The following is a 16,887-nucleotide window of genomic DNA, read 5'->3' as shown; positions in this document are numbered from 1 at the left end:
GAGGAAATGACGGAGAAGACCGGGTTTGAGGCCCTGACCAAGGCAACCGCCCGCAGTCTGATGCCTAAAGAGTCAATGTTGGCCATAGAGACCCGCAAACGGAATCTGTTCATTGGCATCCCCAAAGAATCTTCCCTACAGGAAAACCGCATAGGGCTAACGCCCGAGTCTGTGAAACAACTGACCGATAACGGGCACGAAGTCTACATTGAATCGGGGGCCGGGGCTCCTTCCAAATACTCAGACCACGAGTTCTCAGAGGCCGGCGGCGTCATTGTCTACTCCACCAAAGAAGTCTACGAAGCCGATATCGTGTTGAAAATTGCGCCGCCTACTTTGGATGAACTGGAGTTCTTCAAACCGGGTCAAACGCTTATCTCTGCTTTACAAATTGGCTCGCTAACGGCAGAATACATTGGCGCACTCTGCCGCAAGAAAATTAATGCTATCTCTTTTGAGCTGCTGAAAGACAAATCAGACACCAAACCCGTCGTGCGGGCCATGAGCGAGATTGCCGGCAGTACCGTCATGCTGATTGCCGCCGAGTACCTCAGCAGTAGCAACGAAGGCAAAGGCGTAATTTTAGGCGGAATCACCGGCGTACCTCCTTCCAAAGTTGTCATTATTGGAGCTGGAACCGTTGCCGAGTACGCCACGCGTGCCGCACTAGGTTTGGGTGCCGAAGTAAAGGTCTTTGACGACCATCTCTACAAATTGCGCCGCCTCAAACAGAACGTTGGCACTCAGCTTTTCACCTCTACGTTAGACCACACCATCCTGCACCGCGAGATTCAGGATGCCGATGTCGTGATTGGCGCCGTCACCGCCGAAGATGGCCAAGTGCCCTGCATGATTGCCGAGGAAGTAGTGGCTAAGATGAACCCAGGTTCCGTGATTATTGACGTCAGCATTGACGAAGGTGGCTGTTTTGAGACCTCAGAGATGACTACCCATAGACGGCCAGTGTATCGCAAGTATGATGTCATCCATTACTGCGTACCCAATATCCCGTCGCGCGTGCCCCGTACCGCCACCAAAGCCCTGAGCAACATATTCACGCCCATGTTCCTGGAGATTTCCAAATACGGCGGCGTCAACGAAGCCCTCTTCACCCACGAACATTACCGTAGCGGTGTCTACATCTACAAAGGCAGCCTTACCAACGCCTCCATCGCGAAGAAATTCAACATGCGCTACAAAGAGTTAAGTCTGATGATTGCTGTGCGGAATTAATTGTTGTTTGTTGTCAAAAAAAGCGTTTCGGACCTGTTTTCGAGTAAACAGGCCCGAAACGCTTTTTTTGTGTAGGGGCAATCCCTTGTGGTTGTCCATTACGTTCCTAACCGCATTAGGGCAACCACAAGTACTCCTACACCAGCAATGGTTTGGTTAGCCCTAAAAATGAATTACACATTGAAACAGAACCCTCGCTCGCCTCTGGCGAGTGTGAGCTACTTGCGGCCTCTGGCCGCTTCGATGTTCATTTTTGATAAACGGCTAAAAAGCGGCGGGACGCCGCAGGTAGCTCACACTCGCCAGAGGCGAGCGAGTGAAGACACCGCATTTGTTGTTTTAAGGTTGTTTTCGCAAATTAACCCGAAAGCAATGATTAGGAATGCTCAATCGTCAATAAAGCCTTCCAGGCTTCCTGTATCCGTCCTTCCTCCAATAGTTTCTGAGCCAATAAATGGATTTGCCTTTCCTGTTCTTCGGGATTTTGCTGATGGGCTTGTGCAAGGTAACGGTAAATAGGCTCGTTTCTGAATTCCTGAACCTCTTCCATTGAAGGCAATGATTGGGTATTGCCTAGGCGGGCGAGGTTGTTGCCGGTAAGTACGGGGCTTTGACGAATGTGCGTCGGAAGTTGGTCTATGCCCATGCCTTTGTTCTGGAGTGGCTTGGGCAGTTCAAACAGGCAATCGCCCTGGGCACGGAGGTACCAGTCGCCGCCCAGGCGGGCCACGGCGTCTAGTTTAAAAGGATCAATGATTTTACCATCTGCCCCGAAAATCTCTTCCTGGACGTGCAGCAAAAGAGCCTCACAGATAACCAGGTTGGCAGCGCCTCCTTTGTCCCCAATGGGTTTTACTTCCAGTACTTTGCACTCGAAGGCTGCGGGAGCCTCGGCCACGCGAGGTGGTTTTATCAAGGTGGAAGCTACCGGTGTGAGACCCGCTTTCACGAATTCATTCACACCTTTGTCGTACTCGGTGCTGGCCAAAGACATCTGCTCCACTAGGGCATAATTCCCGATGTTGATGACTACTTCCCCGGTTTCCAGTACGTTTTCCAGCGTGTGCTTACCGGTATTGTCGCGGACGCGGCGGGCAGGCGAGAAGATCAGCACCGGCGGATTTGACCCGAAACAATTAAAGAAGCTGAAAGGACTCAGGTTCACATTACCTTCCTGGTCAATGGTGCTGGCGAACGCGATGGGCCGGGGCGCGATGGCTCCCAACATCAAGCTGTGGAATTGACCGGTAGGTATTTCTTTAGGGTTGAAGGTTCTCAAAGGAGTAAATTTGAAGATGAGGAGGTGAGAAGATTTGGAAATTAGGAGATGTGGGAATGAGCTCATCTTCTCATCTTCAAATCTTCTAATCTTAAAGAGTAGGCAGGATTTCGGTAGTCACTTCGCCAAAGCCAACCCTGATGCCATTCTTTTCGGCGTAACCGCGCATGGTTACTACGTCGCCGTCATGGAGGAACTTGCGCTCGGTGCCATTGGGTAGTTGGAGGGGGTTGGTGCCGCGCCAGGTCAGTTCCAGCATAGAACCATACGAATCTGGCGTGGGGCCGCTGATGGTGCCGGAGGCGTACATATCGCCTACTTCAAGGTTGCAGCCGTTGATGGTGTGGTGCGCCAACTGTTGGTTCATGTTCCAGTACAGATGTTTGTAGTTGGAACGGCAGATGACTACTTCCTCGGGCAGGGTAGGCGCTTGTAAGGTGACCTCCAGGTTGATGTCGAGGTTTTTGTTTCCGCTGTAATCCAGATAGGGCAGCACCTTGGGGTCTTGCACCGGACCTGCTACCCGGAAAGGCTCCAGCGCATCTAGCGTTACTACCCACGGCGAGATAGAAGAGGCAAAGTTTTTGGCCAGGAACGGTCCCAACGGCACATACTCCCACGCCTGAATATCCCGCGCCGACCAGTCATTGAACAACACCATCCCGAAAATATATTCTTCGGCCTCTAACGTGGTAAGTGAAGTGCCTAGCTCGGTAGGCTGGCCGGTGATAAACGCCATTTCCAGCTCAAAATCCAACTGTTTGGTAGGTCCGAAAACGGGAACATCAGCATCGGCGGGTTTGGTCTGACCTTTGGGCCTTCTGATGGGCACACCCGAGGGAATAATAGAAGAAGCACGACCGTGGTAACCCACCGGCAGGTGTTTCCAGTTAGGCAGCAGCGCATTGGCTGGGTCGCGGAACATGGAGCCTACGTTGGTGGCGTGTTCCATGCTGGAGTAGAAGTCAGTATAATTAGGCACCTGCACGGGTAGGAGCATCTGCACATCTTTCTGTTTCAGAAGACATTCGGCCATGAGTTCGCGGTTATCCCTAATTTCAGGATTGTCATTGCGCAGCAGTTCTGATAGTCGGCCGCGTACCTGCCGCCAGATGGTTCGGCCTAGCGCCATGAACTCGTTGAGGTGCGGGCGATGAAACACGGTGGGGTCTTCCACGTCCAGCATGTCAAAAAGCCCGTGTTGCGTGAGCACGTACACATCCAACACATATTCGCCAATGGCTACCCCTACTCTTGCGTCCCGGTCTTCGGCCTGAAAAATCCCGAAAGGAAGGTTCTGAATCTGAAAATCACAGTCAGGTGCAATCTGAATCCAGGAATGCAGCGAAGGGTCGTTGGCGGTGAGCATATCAGTAATGGTAGGTGGTTAAACAAAGATAGAAAGCTAAGCGAGAAAAGGGAATGCCATTTTCTAGGAGAAGGCGCTACTAATGGTTAGTTATTGGCACAGACGCTCGCAGGTCTTCCAGACTAGCCTCGCTTTCAGGCAGCGAAGCTACGCATTGCAGGAAATTGCGTCTGCTACTCATGCTATTGTTTTTTTACCACCCCGCCTTCCGCACACCCCTCCTAAACTAGGAGGGGTGTGCTTCTGCCTGCCACCGCTATACCGCCTGCTCAAAAGACCTCGTAGTGTCTGGAAGACCTGCGAGCGTCTGTGCCAATAACTCGCCAATCAGGAGATTGGCTGTCCATTAGTGCGTAGAGCGCTAACGCTAACTCTACGCACAACAATATTTCCATGTATGGTTTCCGGCGAGCCTGGAGTCTTGCGCCAGTTTTCAGTGTTTTGCTCTTTGTTTTTAGTCTTTATTCTGAAAACTAACCAAAAACAAAGGCCGGTAGGCTGTGAAAGGATTCTTTCACAGCCTACCGGCCTACAAACTCTGTTGTGGTATATCTTAAACGTCCATGGGGGTGAGGTTCACCGCCTGTATGCCTTTGATCTCTGGGACGGCGCGCATGATGGCTTGCTCAATGCCGCCTTTGAAGGTCATGGCAGACATGGGGCAAGAACCGCAGGCACCTAAGAGTTCCAGCAGAACTACTCGGTCTTCGGTAATGTCCAGCACCTTTACGTCTCCGCCGTCTGTTTTGAGGTACGGACGGATGGAGTCTAAGGCTTGCTCCACTTGCTGGATTAAAATTTCGTTTAGTGCGTTCTCTGCCATCTTCTTACGCTTTAATTTCTACTATCTTGGTTTTGCCCAGACTGGCGTTCCTTACGGAAACCTGTCGGGCCACTTCCTGCGCTACTTGCTCAAATGCCAGTGAGGCGGTGGTGCCTTCCTGCAAAATCTGCGGAGCGCCCTGGTCGCCGCTTTCGCGGATGCTTTGTACCAACGGAACTTCGCCAATAAACGGAACGCCGTAGCGCTCTGCCAGGTCACGGCCGCCACCTTGTCCAAAGATATAATATTTATTCTCTGGAAGCTCGGCCGGGGTGAAGTACGCCATGTTTTCCACCAACCCTAAGATTGGAACGTTGATCTGCGGCTGCCGGAACATCTGTAAACCTTTTACAGCATCGGCAATGGCCACTTTCTGAGGGGTTGTCACAATGATAGCGCCCGTTACCGGTACTGTCTGTACCAACGTCAGGTGAATGTCGCTGGTTCCCGGCGGAAGGTCAATAAGCAAATAATCCAATTCGCCCCAATCTACCTCCGTGATGAACTGCTTCAGCGCCGAGCTGGCCATAGGACCGCGCCATACCACCGCACTCTCGGCCGGGGCCAGAAACCCAATGGACATGAGCTTGATACCGTATTTCTCAATGGGTTCAATGAGGTTGCGGCCGTCGGGCATGCGGTACACCGCCGGGCGCGCATCTTCCACGCCAAACATGGTAGGAACGGATGGGCCGGAGATATCAGCATCTACCAACCCAACTTTAGCACCAGACTGCGCCAGCGCTACGGCCAGGTTTGCGGTGAGGGTAGATTTGCCCACTCCACCTTTACCGGAGGCTACGGCAATGATGTTTTTCACGCCTTTGAGCAAGGCTTGGTTGTCTTGGCGGGCCGAGGTCACACGGGAGGTCATGTTCACCGTTACGTTCGCATCCTTGTCTACCATGGTATGGATGGCCCGGATACACGCATTCCTGATAAGGTCTTTCAACGGACAAGCGGGAGTGGTCAGAATCACCGTAAAGGCTACGTCCAGACCGTTTATTTGTACGTCCTCAATCATGTTCAAAGTCACCAGATCTTTGCCCAAATCTGGTTCCTCTACATAGCTGAGGGCTTTTAATACGTCTTCTTGAGTAATTGCCATACTTTCTACAGCGCTAAAATTCGCTAGTACAAAGATACACACTATCTGCTTAACAAGCTATTAGAAGCGGTTTTAAGGCTGGTTTCCTAAAAGTAAGGCGAAACGGGAATTTGTAAGAAGGTGATATTATTATAAAGATAATAGGTTTAAGATAGCTTGCCGGAACAAATATCCGCAGCCCAACCTCAGACATCCAGAACTGAAATCTGTACCTTTGTCTACTGCCTTATTTTCCTGAGTATACATGGCCCTGATAAAGAAAGAAGTTGTTGACCAGATCATCCTGCAAGCCGACATTGTGGAGGTTGTGGGTGATTTTGTGAGTTTGAAGAAGAAGGGCCAAAACCTGTGGGCGTGCTGTCCTTTCCACCATGAAAAATCGCCCTCGTTCAGCGTAGCGCCCAACAAAGGCATTTACAAGTGCTTCGGGTGCGGAAAGGCGGGCAACGCGGTGCAGTTCATCATGGACGTGGAGGGCACCAGCTACGTGGAGGCGCTCAAGTACCTGGCCAAGAAGTACAGCATTGACATTGAGGAAGACCAGAGTCCGGCGGCGGTGCAGGCCCAGAACGAGCGCGACAGCCTCTACATTTTATCAGACTTTGCCAAAAAGTACTTCGTAAACGCGCTCCATAAGAATGACGAGGGGCAGAGCATTGGCGCGCCCTACTTCAAGCAACGCGGGCTCTCGGCGGCTACCATCCAGAAGTTTGAGCTGGGCTACAGCCTGGACTCTTGGGATGATTTCACCAAGGCGGCGCTGGAAAAGGGCTTTCAACTGAAATACCTGGAAGAAACCGGCCTTACCATTGTCAAACAGGAAGAAGGCAAGCAGTATGACCGTTTTAGGGGGCGCGTGATGTTCCCCATCCAGAACGTGTCGGGACGGACCATTGGATTTGGCGCGCGTACCCTTAAAACCAACGACAAGAAATCTCCCAAGTACGTCAACTCGCCGGAGTCGCCCATTTACCACAAGTCTGATGTGCTGTACGGCATGTTCCAGGCCAAACAATCCATCCGGCAGGAAGACAACTGCTATCTGGTAGAAGGGTATCTGGATGTGCTTTCCTTGCACCAGGGCGGTATTGAGAACGTGGTGGCCTCCTCAGGTACGTCACTCACCGAGAACCAAATCAAGCTTATTGGGCGGTACACCAAGAATATCACGGTGTTGTATGACGGGGACCCTGCCGGGATCAAGGCCTCCTTGCGCGGCATCGACCTGATTCTGGAAGGCGGCCTGAACGTGAACGTGGTCTTGTTTCCGGACGGAGATGACCCGGATTCCTACATCCGGAAGGTAGGCGACACAGCGTTCAAGGAATATCTGGAGAAGCACGCGCAAGACTTTATTTCTTTCAAATCTGAGCTGTACGCCCAGGAAGCCAAAGATAATCCGGTTAAGAAAGCCGAGGCCATTCGGGAAATGGTGGTGTCCATCGCCAAGATCCCCGATGCCATCAAACGGTCCGTATTCCTGAAGCAATGCAGTCTGCAGTTCGGGATTGACGAGCAGGTGCTTATCTCGGAGTACAACAAAATTCACCTCACCGAGCAGAAAAATTCCCGGTCGCAACCGTCGCAGTCTTCTTCGTACGGCGGTTCTTCATCATCTTACGCACCGGGTTCCTTTGAGGAAATGGCGGCAGAAGCCGAAGCTGCGGCGGCGGCCGAGGCGGCCATGTACGAGGATGAAAACCAGCATGAATCAAACCAGAACGACCTGCTCCGCACCCGCGAGCGCGAGGTGATTCGGTTCATCCTGAACTACGCCGACAAGGAAGTGGAGGAAGGCCTCACCGCCAGCCAGTTCATGCTGGGCGAGCTTGAGGACATTGAGTTTAAGACCCCTATTTACAAAAAGCTGTTCGAACTGTGCCGCCTCAAACTGGAGCAAGGATTTCTGCCCACCGCCTCGGAGTTCATGCAGCACGAGGAAAAAGAAGTCCGTACCGAGGTGGTAGATCTGCTCAGCGAGAAATATGAATTGAGCAAAGGCTGGGCCACGCATGAGATCATCGTTCCGCATGAAAGCGACTTGGTTTCTTACGGTTCTGAGCGCGAAGTCTTGCGTCTGAAGTGGCGCAACGTGCAGCTCATGATCAAAGACCAGATGGACACGCTGCCCGGCCTCACCAATGACCAAGACCTGGACAAATGCCTGCGCACCATCAAAGCCCTCAAAGAGTTTGAGAAGCAAATTGCTGACTTATTAGGTATTGTGGTGAGCCGGTAGCCTTAAGGGTAGTACCTTAAACGTAATATCAAACTTAATCAAGAATCTCGCTCGCCTCTGGCGAGTGTGGGCTACCCGCGGCCTCTGGCCAAGTCAGGACCTTTTTATATTTTGTATGATAATCCTTGTAGCGGCGGGACGCCGTAGGTAGCTCACACTCGCCAGAGGCGAGCGAATGAAATCATCGTATTTAATTAAGTATCTACCTGCAGCACCTGCTTAACTGCTATAGGATGTAGAATCTTTTCTTCGTTTAGAGCCTCTTTCCTAAAATCGGCTTGAAAGCAATTCAGGTTACTGGCGGTCTTATGCGGTGGGTTTCTTCTTCTTTCTAAAGCCGAATTCGTTGAAAAACAGGTTCTTTTGTCACCAAATCTGCCTTCAGATTGTTATCAGGAAAGCAGTTGCTAACAAGCGTTAGGAGCTGGCGGATACCCAAGCGCACAAACCTGTTAAAAACCGCTATCTTTGCGCATCCAAAAGCAGGCATGTCGTTTGGTTTGGCTTGCTTTACCGTAGAAGACAACATCATGTTAGATAAAATAGAAGACGCAATTGAAGATATAAAAGCCGGCAAAGTAGTGATTGTGGTAGACGATGACGACCGCGAGAACGAAGGTGATTTTATCTGTGCCGCGGAGAAAATCACTCCCGAGATTGTCAATTTCATGGCCACCCACGGCCGGGGCCTCATCTGCGCGCCCCTCACTGAAGAACGTTGCGACGCACTAGGTCTGGAGCTGATGGTGGGCCGCAACACCGCCTTGCATGCCACGCCGTTCACCGTATCCGTTGATTTGTTGGGCCACGGTTGTACCACGGGTATCTCGGCTTCAGACAGAGCCAAAACTATTCTGGCCTTAGCCGATCCTAAAACCGATCCAGCCTCTTTAGGCAAGCCCGGCCATATTTTCCCGTTGCGTGCCCGCAAGGAAGGCGTAATCAGGAGAGCCGGTCACACCGAGGCGGCCGTGGATTTAGCCCAATTGGCGGGCTTGGCTCCGGCTGGGGTTCTGGTAGAGATAATGAACGAAGACGGCACCATGGCCCGCATGCCCGACCTGGAGAAAGTGGCCGAGCGCTTCAACCTGAAACTCATCTCCATCAAAGATCTCATCACCTATCGGCTACAGAAAGAAAGCCTGATTGAGCGCGAAATTGCCGTAGAGCTGCCCACCGATTTTGGGGACTTTGACCTCTACGCCTACACCCAGATCAGCAACAATGCCAAGCACCTGGCTCTGGTAAAAGGCACCTGGGAAGAAGGCGAACCGGTATTGGTGCGGGTGCACTCTTCCTGCGTAACCGGCGATATCTTCGGATCTTGCCGCTGCGACTGCGGTCCGCAACTACACAAAGCCATGGAAGTGATTGAGAAAGAAGGCAAAGGCGTGATTGTGTACATGAACCAGGAAGGCCGGGGCATTGGGCTTCTAAACAAGCTGAAAGCCTACAAACTGCAGGAACAAGGGTTAGACACCGTAGAAGCCAATTTGCAACTGGGTTTTGGGACCGATGAGCGGGATTATGGCGTGGGTGCGCAAATCCTCAGAGACTTGGGAGTGACCAAAATGCGGTTGCTTTCCAATAATCCGCGCAAAAGAACCGGACTGATTGGGTACGGTCTGCAGATTGTAGAGCAGGTACCCATTGAGATTACGCCCAACGAGCACAACCAACGGTACTTAACCACTAAACGAGACAAATTAGGACACCTAATCCTGAAAAAATAATAAAAGCAAAAAGGCGGAGGTTTTACTTCCGCCTTTTTGCTTTTATTGAATATAGTATTACTTCTATTTATCTTTTTGAGTATATTTCCTGAAGCTGCCTTTGGCGAGAAGAAAGAAGCGAAACAACCCTTGAAAACAGGTGCCCAAGGCACACGAAAATACCCTGTGTTTCCGTTATAAAGTACTGGGAATTAGACAACCTTCTCAGGAATTTTGAAGTATCTTTTTTAAAGAACCTTGTTGTATTATAGTAAGAGGAATTATACAAATGAAGATGATGGGAAGAAAAGCGTGTGGGCTTTTGGTAGTACTGTTTTTATGGGCAGCCAACACCATGGCGCAGTCTACCGGGTTGGTAGATGAATGGCCAATGGGGCGGGTGTATCTGGCCTCCGGTGACTCAGTGAACGGAAAAATCACGTATCACCGGTCAGAGGATATGGTCAGAGTGAATAAGCCCGATGGTTCTGTGGTGGCCTTTTCGCCTATAGCAGTGCGGGGCTTTGAAGGCATTGACAATGAAGGACGTTACCGCCGGGTGTTTGTGACGCAGCGGTGGAACTTCGGGAATGATTACAGCGATTTTCTGGCTCCGGCTTTCTTTGAGCAGATTGTGATTGGAAACTATGGCCTGCTCAAGCGCGAAACCATGACCCGCCGCGACATAAGCCGTGACCCCATGTACCGGAGCAGCCGCTATTATTATCCCTACGGAAATTATCCGGTGGGTGGCCCCATGTACGTAGAGCAGCGTCTAGAAAATTTCTTTATCCTCATGCCCAACGGAAAAGTAAAAGAGCTCCGCAACGTGAAAAAAGACCTGGAGGTGATCTACGGTAAGAAAGAAAAGGTGATGAAGGACTACATCAAGCAAAACAAGCTGAAGTACACCAGCCTGCCAGACCTGGCCAAAATTGTAAGTTACCTGGGCGCCATTTCTCAGCCCGAAGTGAAAACCACGGCGGTAGACTAAATAAGATTCTAGCAGCAACGCTAATTTCAAAAGCAGAAGGCCCGCTAACGATACGTTAGCGGGCCTTCTGCTTTTTTTAGGTGACAGGCCTGAAACATCATTTATAAATTGCAAGAGCGGAGCTTTCTATGGCCTTCTATGGCGCGGAAGTTACTTCCGTGACTTTCGTTAGCATTCTTAGTAAGTCACGGAAGTAACTTCTGCGCCATAAGGTTTGCAACTTCCGAATATTTTGGGTCCAAGTTGAAAACTTGAACCATGCTTCCTGGTTTATAGATAAAACAACCCAGCTCTTATAACAGCCCTACTTCAGGGGAATTCCTATTAGTCTTTTAGCGGTGTTTTCCTGAAAACAGGCTTGAAATAGCATCTACAAATCGCGGGAGCGGAGCAACTGGTAGCAAAGAAAACAGAAGAGGGTGACGTACAAGATAGCCGGAGCGAGGGCTTGCATGGGCGTAAGTACATCGGTGATGCCCAGCATAAGTTGTTCCATTTCGGCGTGGGGGCTAGGGGTAAGGGCACCCAAGACCTTCATGGGGAAGTATTTGTCTATGCTGTCTGGAGTTTGCCAATGAAGCAGGCGTTCTATTACCAGCGTGTACGCCATAAACACCATAATGCCCAAGCCCGTTTTCCTGACCAGAAACGCCACCAGCATGGCTAAGGTCATGTAACCTACCAACTGCACCAGATAGTAAAACACATACTGCGCATCTGTAAACATGGAGGTGCTACCGGTATCTTTCCCGTAGTAAAGCCCGAAGCCCAAGCCTAGCAGAAGCACGTAAACGGCCAAAACAAACGCCAGCAGCAAAATGACGGTGTACTTGCTTTGCACCACGTTGGCGCGGGAAAAGCCGTCAATCACCTGTTGCCGCAGCGTTCTAAAGGTGTATTCATCAGACACCAGAATGATCAGGAGAATGCCCGGAATCAGGTTCAGGAAGCTGGAGATGTAGGTGAGGTGCATCCAGAGCTTCGGGAATTGGTACAGTTCATCGCCGGCCATTTTTCCGTTGATAAGGATGTGACCCCGGGCGTAGAAGAAGATAAACAAGAGACTCAACTGCAACAGCAGAAGTACCCAGAAAGTAGAATACGGCAGAAGTTTGCGGAGTTCTATGCGTAGAAGGGAGGTCATACTGAATCGGCTTTGATGATTTCCAGAAACTGGCTTTCCAGGCTTTTTTTGCGGACTACCAGTTGGCCCAGCGCAATGCCCTGGGCAAAGAAGGCCCGGTTCAGTGCTGAACTATCGGTCTCCGGTTTCAGGGTAAGTTGAATTTGACCGTTGATGGGTCGGGCTTCGGTCACGAAGGGCAGCGTGCGGGCTATCTGCATGAGTGTCTCCAGCGGGGCTCCGCCGGAGATAAACACTAGGTCAGAAGTTGCCATAATGGAGGAAACCGGCCCTTCGGCTTTCAGTTTACCGTTGCGCAGCACTGCCATGTGGGTGCAGACTTTTTCCACTTCGTCCAGCAGGTGGCTGGCTAGGATAATGGTCTTTCCCTGCGCCGCTATGTGCTGGATCAATTGACGCACTTCCACAATGCCTTCGGGGTCAAGGCCATTGGTAGGCTCATCCAGCACCAGGACCTCAGGGTCTCCCAACAACGCAGCCCCAATAGCTAGCCGTTGTTTCATGCCCAGCGAATAACCTTTGAATTTGTTGTCTTTGCGTTGCGCCAGCCCCACCGTTTGCAGTACTGCTGGAATGCGGGCGTGGTCAATGCGTTTGACATCGGCGCTCACGCGCAGGTTTTCCTCGCCAGTCAAGTAAGGGTAGAAATTAGGCGTCTCCAATAGGGCACCCAAGCGGCGTTTGGTGCTTTTAGACGAAGGCTGCCCGAACCACTGGAAGGTACCGGCGCTGGCATTGATGACGTCCAGCACAATGCCCAGGGTGGTGGTTTTGCCGCTGCCGTTGGGCCCCAGCAAGCCGTAGATGCTGCCTTCGGGCACTTGAATACTTAATTGATCCAAGGCTTGAACGCTGCCGTAGCGCTTGCTCAATCCCTGAATGTCTAATACGTTTGCCAAATCTGTTTTGGTTAGAGAATAGCTTTGCAGCCTGTGTACAAAGCTAGAAGGATTTGGCAGAATTGCGAACTCTACACAGGTCGTCTTCAAACAGAAAGCCCGCTCTACCAGCGGGCTTTCTGTTTTTGGCCTTTTTTGGAGAATGGAAGCCAAAGACGAGCAGTGAAAGATTATTTCCTTTCAGATGTTTCTTGAAGTGGAGGCATGGCAGGGGCAGTCGGTAATCTTCCATATTTTCCCTCCGCCGCTTTTAGGCCCGCTGCTGTTTTAAGATACGTCTCTTTTTCTCCTGATTTCATGGTGACCACAAACTCTGACGGAGTCCAATAGATATAGTACACGTGCGTGTTGCGGTTCAAGAAAGCTCTATAGTCTGCGGGCATATTTTCCTGCTGCTTTATTCGCACAGGTGGCGGTGGTGGAGGTGGCGCCAATGCTGCTTCTGGAGCGGCTGGGGGAGCAGGAACTGGAGGAGGCGGGGGCGGTAGCGTTCCGTACTTTTTCTCGGCGGCAGCCAATCCCTCCCTGGAAGTTAGATACGTTTCAGTTTGGCCTGTTTTCAGGTGTACAAACAAAGAGTCTTTGTTCCAGCCAATGCGGCTAATAGCGGGGTTCCTTTCCATGAATGTGTCATAGTCCTCTTGGGGACCCTCCTGCGACAACGGTTTGCCCATAGGTTGGATTGCCCCCATTTCTGGTGCCGCGCCGGGAATTTCCTGGCAAGCAAACAACACAACCAGCAACAGAGGCAATGCCGCCAGAAAGCGGAGCTTTTGTACTTTGGCAGACGGGGCTTTGTTCATCATCATAATTCTGTGTTTTAAGGATGGAAAACTAAAAGAAGAAGTAAAGGAAAGCGGTGAAACACCGGTTGTTTGCAACAACGAGAACTGATACTGTTTCCGGTCAATGCCTGCTTTGAGGGTTTGCTCATCGGTGAGAAACTCCAGGTTTTGCTTCAGGGACTTGCGCAACAGCCAGACGGCCGGGTTGAACCAATTGAAAAGCGTGGCAATTTCCATGAGCAGAATATCCAGGGTATGTAGTTCCTGCACATGGGTGTGCTCATGCCGCAGAATCGGCAACCAATCTTTTTCGGGGTGCTGATTTGGGTTGAAGTAGATAGCTTTCCCGAAGGAAAACGGAGCTAAGTTGGCCTGAATATGACGGTATTGGATTCCCTGGTAAGAAGCCTTGGTAGCCTGCCGATGAATGGTGTACAGCGAAATCAATTGCACCGTGAACCGAATGCCCATCACGCCCACGCCTACCCAAAAGAGCCCTACTACAATAAGCCGGGAAATTGAGATTTTGCTCGGGCGGAGCCGCTGCCATGGGTATCTGCCAATAAGGAGCAAAGCTCTGGACGGTTTGGTAAAGCTGCTGCTTCTCTTTGAGCAGGGAGGTAAGGTCCACGAGGGGTAAAAGGCAGGAGAGTAGCAGACCAGCTACCAGAAAATACCGGTTGAGCCGGTAAAAGGTAGTTTGCCTCAAGGCCAATTGGTAGGTGCCATAGAAGAGGGCCAACCCTACGTTTACCTGTATAAGATAGAGAAGGAGCGCTGGCATACTATTCTGGTTTTTGGTTTTCAATCATGTCCATGATTTCCTTTAGCTCCTCTGGGCTGAGTTGCTTCTCCTTCACGAAGAAAGCCACCAGTTCTTTGTAGGAGTTCTGAAAGTAATTGCCCACGAAACCCTTCATGAACTTCTTCTTGTATTCCTCGGCTTTGATGAGCGGTGCGTAGCGGTAAGTATTGCCCAACTTTTCGCCCTGTACAAAGCCTTTTTTCTCCAGGTTCTTCACTGTAGAAGCCAGCGTGGTGTAAGGCGGTTTGGGTTCGGGCAGTTTCTCCAGGAAATCCTTGATAAAGCCGCCCCCAGTTTCCCAGATAACCTGCATTGCGTCTTCTTCTTGTTGAGTGAGTTTCTCCATTGGTCTTGTCTTACTACGATGTTTTCGTATATCTACGAATATTTCGTAATAAAGTAAAGGGTTGGAATACAATATTTTTCCACTGAAATAAAAAAGCCTTTTCCTGAGCTGGGAAGAGGCTTCTTAATGAGAGTTTAACAGGAATGAATTCACTCTATAGTAGGCTATTTTTTATTTGTCATCCTGAAAGGATCTTGGGTGCGAACGGTAATAATGTAAGAGCCAAGGCTTTTCTGGTTAGCCCACAAGACCCTTCCTGGATGACAGAAGGGGGGTGAGGGGGAATCCATCAAAAAAACAGCCCTAAAATCAAATTAGACTTTAGGGCTGTTTTTAGAAAATCGGCTTTGAAACAGTTCTACTGCACGGGCAGCGCACCGCCTTGCCAACGGGCCACTGGGTACCGCATGTGGGTGTTCTCGTAATGGGGCGTGTTGCGGTAGATGAAGTTGAGTTGGGCCTGGGCACTTTTGGCTAGCGATAGGTCTTTGGCTTTAGCTTCTTCCAGAGCGGCTTTCAGTTTAGGGTCCTGTTTCAGGTATTGGGCCGCTAGGTCTTCAAACACATAAGCAGAGAAATGCTCTTTCTGGCCCAGCATGGAGTCAAAGAAGTTCCAGGCGAAGTAGGAGTCAGGGGCCTGGGGTTCTAGCACCTCTACCAGAAAACGGTTGCTCACCTGGTTCAGGTACACCACGTAGTCACCGGCGAAGTACTGGATGGGTTGCTGGGTTTTGCGCACCTGTACATCGGTGTGGAGGTAGTGGCCCTCGTAGGGACGCTGGCCGGTCTTGTAGTCAGAGATGTAGTAGGTTTCGGGGGTGAGAACGGTGTCTTTGCTCAGCCGTTTCAGTTCTACCTGGTTTTGTTGCAGACGCTCAATGACCTCGGTCCAGGCTTGCGGAATAATGTAGGCTATGGGTTTGGTAACGGTGAGGGTAGGGCGGAAGGTGTCAAAGAACTTCACCGGACGGGTGAAAGGCGCTTTGCGGTCATAGTACAGGCGTTCCTGTCCAGAGACCTCGCTGGGTTTGTATCTGGCTTCGTAGCCTTTGAAGTTGATGGTTTCTACCTGCGTGGTGTCTGGTTCCCAGTTTAAAACGAACTCCTGTTGGTTGCGCAGGGCAGTTCGGTCTTGCTGGCGGGCAGTTTGAATGGCTTTTCGGTTTTTGGCGGTGTAGTCCAGAAACTCCAGCATAAGGTCATAAGTAGACTGTACCCGTTTGTCGAAGGCTTTGAGCATGTGCGTTTCGGGAATGAAGCCCAGTGTCTGGAACAGCGTGGTGTAACCGCTGGCGTAACGCGGTAAATCGGCGAAGCCGAAGATACCGGTCTCAGGGGTTTCGCCGCGCGAGTTCACGTAGGGCACCAGCGGCCACTTGCGTTTCTCCATGCCTTTGTAGAGCGCCGGAATCATCTGTTTTTTCAAAAGTGTGCCCAAAGCGCCGCCCAGTTTGTTGTGCTGCGTGGGAATAAGCGTCATGGTGTACTGGTAATCGGCGCCGTTGCTGGTGTGGTTGTCCACGAACACCTCGGGGTCCCAGGTCCGGAAAATGGTGGCGAAGGTCTTGGCGTTCTTAGAGTCTTCCTTGATGAAATCGCGGTTCAGGTCCAGGTTGCGGGCGTTTCCTCTGAAACCGTAACTCTCCGGGCCGTTCTGGTTGGTGCGGGTATGGCTGTTTCGGTTCAGGGCGCCGCCAATGTTATAGACCGGGATAATCACCAGCACCGTATTGTCCAATTGCGCGCGCAGTTTTTTGTTCTGCACCAAGTCACGAGCCAGCATCATGGTGGCGTCAATGCCTTCGGGCTCGCCGGGGTGGATGCCGTTCTGCACCAGCAGCACCGTTTTGCCTTTACGGTGAATCGATTGCGGGTCGAAGTCACCATCGGTGGAGATGACCACGGTATGCAGCGGTTTGCCCACATCGGTCATGCCGATGGGCGACATTTTAATCTCAGGGTAAGCTTCGTCTAACCGCTGGTAATAGGCAATGCACTCCTGGTAAGTAGCAGTCTGGTTGTGGTTGCTTTTCTCGTAAGGTGTTTTCCAGTCTGGGGCGGGCGTGGAAAGGAAAAGGGTGGCAAGGAAGGTGAGTAGCATGGGAACAGGGCAGAAATTCAATGAAGAAGTAATGTTAGGGAATCTGGGGC

General features: G+C 51.1%; 13 protein-coding genes. 4 read left to right on the top strand and 9 right to left on the bottom strand.

Features of this window, described 5'->3' with window-relative positions; all coding sequences use genetic code 11:
* Nucleotides 1-6: 6 nt before the first annotated feature.
* Nucleotides 7-1,233 carry an alanine dehydrogenase gene (locus tag ACY0JR_RS13850; RefSeq protein WP_462634693.1) on the top strand — a complete coding sequence of 409 codons (1,227 nt, stop codon included), beginning with the start codon at nt 7-9 and terminating at the stop codon, nt 1,231-1,233.
* 376 nt (nt 1,234-1,609) lie between these two features.
* On the opposite strand, the gene ACY0JR_RS13845 is transcribed toward ACY0JR_RS13850, so the two are convergent.
* From ACY0JR_RS13845 to ACY0JR_RS13830, 4 genes are all read right to left on the bottom strand, one after another.
* On the bottom strand, nt 1,610-2,461 hold the full coding sequence (locus tag ACY0JR_RS13845; protein ID WP_462634717.1) for a flavin reductase family protein: 852 nt from the start codon (nt 2,459-2,461) through the stop codon (nt 1,610-1,612).
* Nucleotides 2,462-2,603: 142 nt separating this feature from the next.
* A complete protein-coding gene (gene fahA, locus ACY0JR_RS13840; RefSeq protein ID WP_462634692.1) occupies nt 2,604-3,881 on the bottom strand; it encodes a fumarylacetoacetase in 1,278 nt (425 codons plus the stop codon).
* A 553-nt stretch (nt 3,882-4,434) separates the two neighbouring features.
* Nucleotides 4,435-4,704 carry a NifU family protein gene (locus tag ACY0JR_RS13835; protein ID WP_181305665.1) on the bottom strand — a complete coding sequence of 90 codons (270 nt, stop codon included), beginning with the start codon at nt 4,702-4,704 and terminating at the stop codon, nt 4,435-4,437.
* A 4-nt stretch (nt 4,705-4,708) separates the two neighbouring features.
* Nucleotides 4,709-5,812 carry an Mrp/NBP35 family ATP-binding protein gene (locus ACY0JR_RS13830; RefSeq protein WP_462634691.1) on the bottom strand — a complete coding sequence of 368 codons (1,104 nt, stop codon included), beginning with the start codon at nt 5,810-5,812 and terminating at the stop codon, nt 4,709-4,711.
* A 244-nt stretch (nt 5,813-6,056) separates the two neighbouring features.
* Between ACY0JR_RS13830 and dnaG the strand changes: the two genes are divergently transcribed.
* The 3 genes from dnaG to ACY0JR_RS13815 all read left to right on the top strand — a co-directional run bounded on the left by dnaG (nt 6,057) and on the right by ACY0JR_RS13815 (nt 10,757).
* Nucleotides 6,057-8,051, top strand: a complete 1,995-nt coding sequence (gene dnaG, locus ACY0JR_RS13825; protein ID WP_462634690.1) for a DNA primase — start codon at nt 6,057-6,059, stop codon at nt 8,049-8,051.
* Nucleotides 8,052-8,539: 488 nt separating this feature from the next.
* Nucleotides 8,540-9,784 (top strand): bifunctional 3,4-dihydroxy-2-butanone-4-phosphate synthase/GTP cyclohydrolase II, encoded by a 1,245-nt coding sequence (locus ACY0JR_RS13820; RefSeq protein ID WP_462634689.1) that lies wholly within the window; start codon nt 8,540-8,542, stop codon nt 9,782-9,784.
* 301 nt (nt 9,785-10,085) lie between these two features.
* On the top strand, nt 10,086-10,757 hold the full coding sequence (locus ACY0JR_RS13815) for a hypothetical protein (RefSeq protein WP_462634688.1): 672 nt from the start codon (nt 10,086-10,088) through the stop codon (nt 10,755-10,757).
* A gap of 370 nt (nt 10,758-11,127) precedes the next feature.
* On the opposite strand, the gene ACY0JR_RS13810 is transcribed toward ACY0JR_RS13815, so the two are convergent.
* The 5 genes from ACY0JR_RS13810 to ACY0JR_RS13790 form a co-directional block, all read right to left on the bottom strand.
* On the bottom strand, nt 11,128-11,901 hold the full coding sequence (locus tag ACY0JR_RS13810) for an ABC transporter permease (protein ID WP_462634687.1): 774 nt from the start codon (nt 11,899-11,901) through the stop codon (nt 11,128-11,130).
* Nucleotides 11,898-12,800 carry an ABC transporter ATP-binding protein gene (locus tag ACY0JR_RS13805; RefSeq protein ID WP_462634686.1) on the bottom strand — a complete coding sequence of 301 codons (903 nt, stop codon included), beginning with the start codon at nt 12,798-12,800 and terminating at the stop codon, nt 11,898-11,900. Before ACY0JR_RS13805 ends, ACY0JR_RS13810 begins: the two co-directional genes overlap by 4 nt.
* Nucleotides 12,801-12,970: 170 nt before the next feature.
* Nucleotides 12,971-14,158: a M56 family metallopeptidase gene (locus tag ACY0JR_RS13800; RefSeq protein WP_462634685.1), complete on the bottom strand. Its 1,188-nt coding sequence runs from the start codon at nt 14,156-14,158 to the stop codon at nt 12,971-12,973.
* Nucleotides 14,159-14,370: 212 nt separating this feature from the next.
* Nucleotides 14,371-14,736, bottom strand: coding sequence for a BlaI/MecI/CopY family transcriptional regulator (locus ACY0JR_RS13795; protein WP_462634684.1), 366 nt, complete (start codon nt 14,734-14,736; stop codon nt 14,371-14,373).
* 358 nt (nt 14,737-15,094) lie between these two features.
* Complete coding sequence (locus ACY0JR_RS13790) at nt 15,095-16,837, bottom strand: M14 family metallopeptidase (protein WP_462634683.1); 1,743 nt, start codon at nt 16,835-16,837, stop codon at nt 15,095-15,097.
* Nucleotides 16,838-16,887: the final 50 nt, after the last annotated feature.

The sequence above is a fragment of the Rufibacter sp. JT3400010 genome (assembly GCF_054956755.1).
The sequence above is the reverse complement of the archived record's forward strand: the minus strand, read 5'-3'. Positions and strand labels throughout refer to the sequence as shown.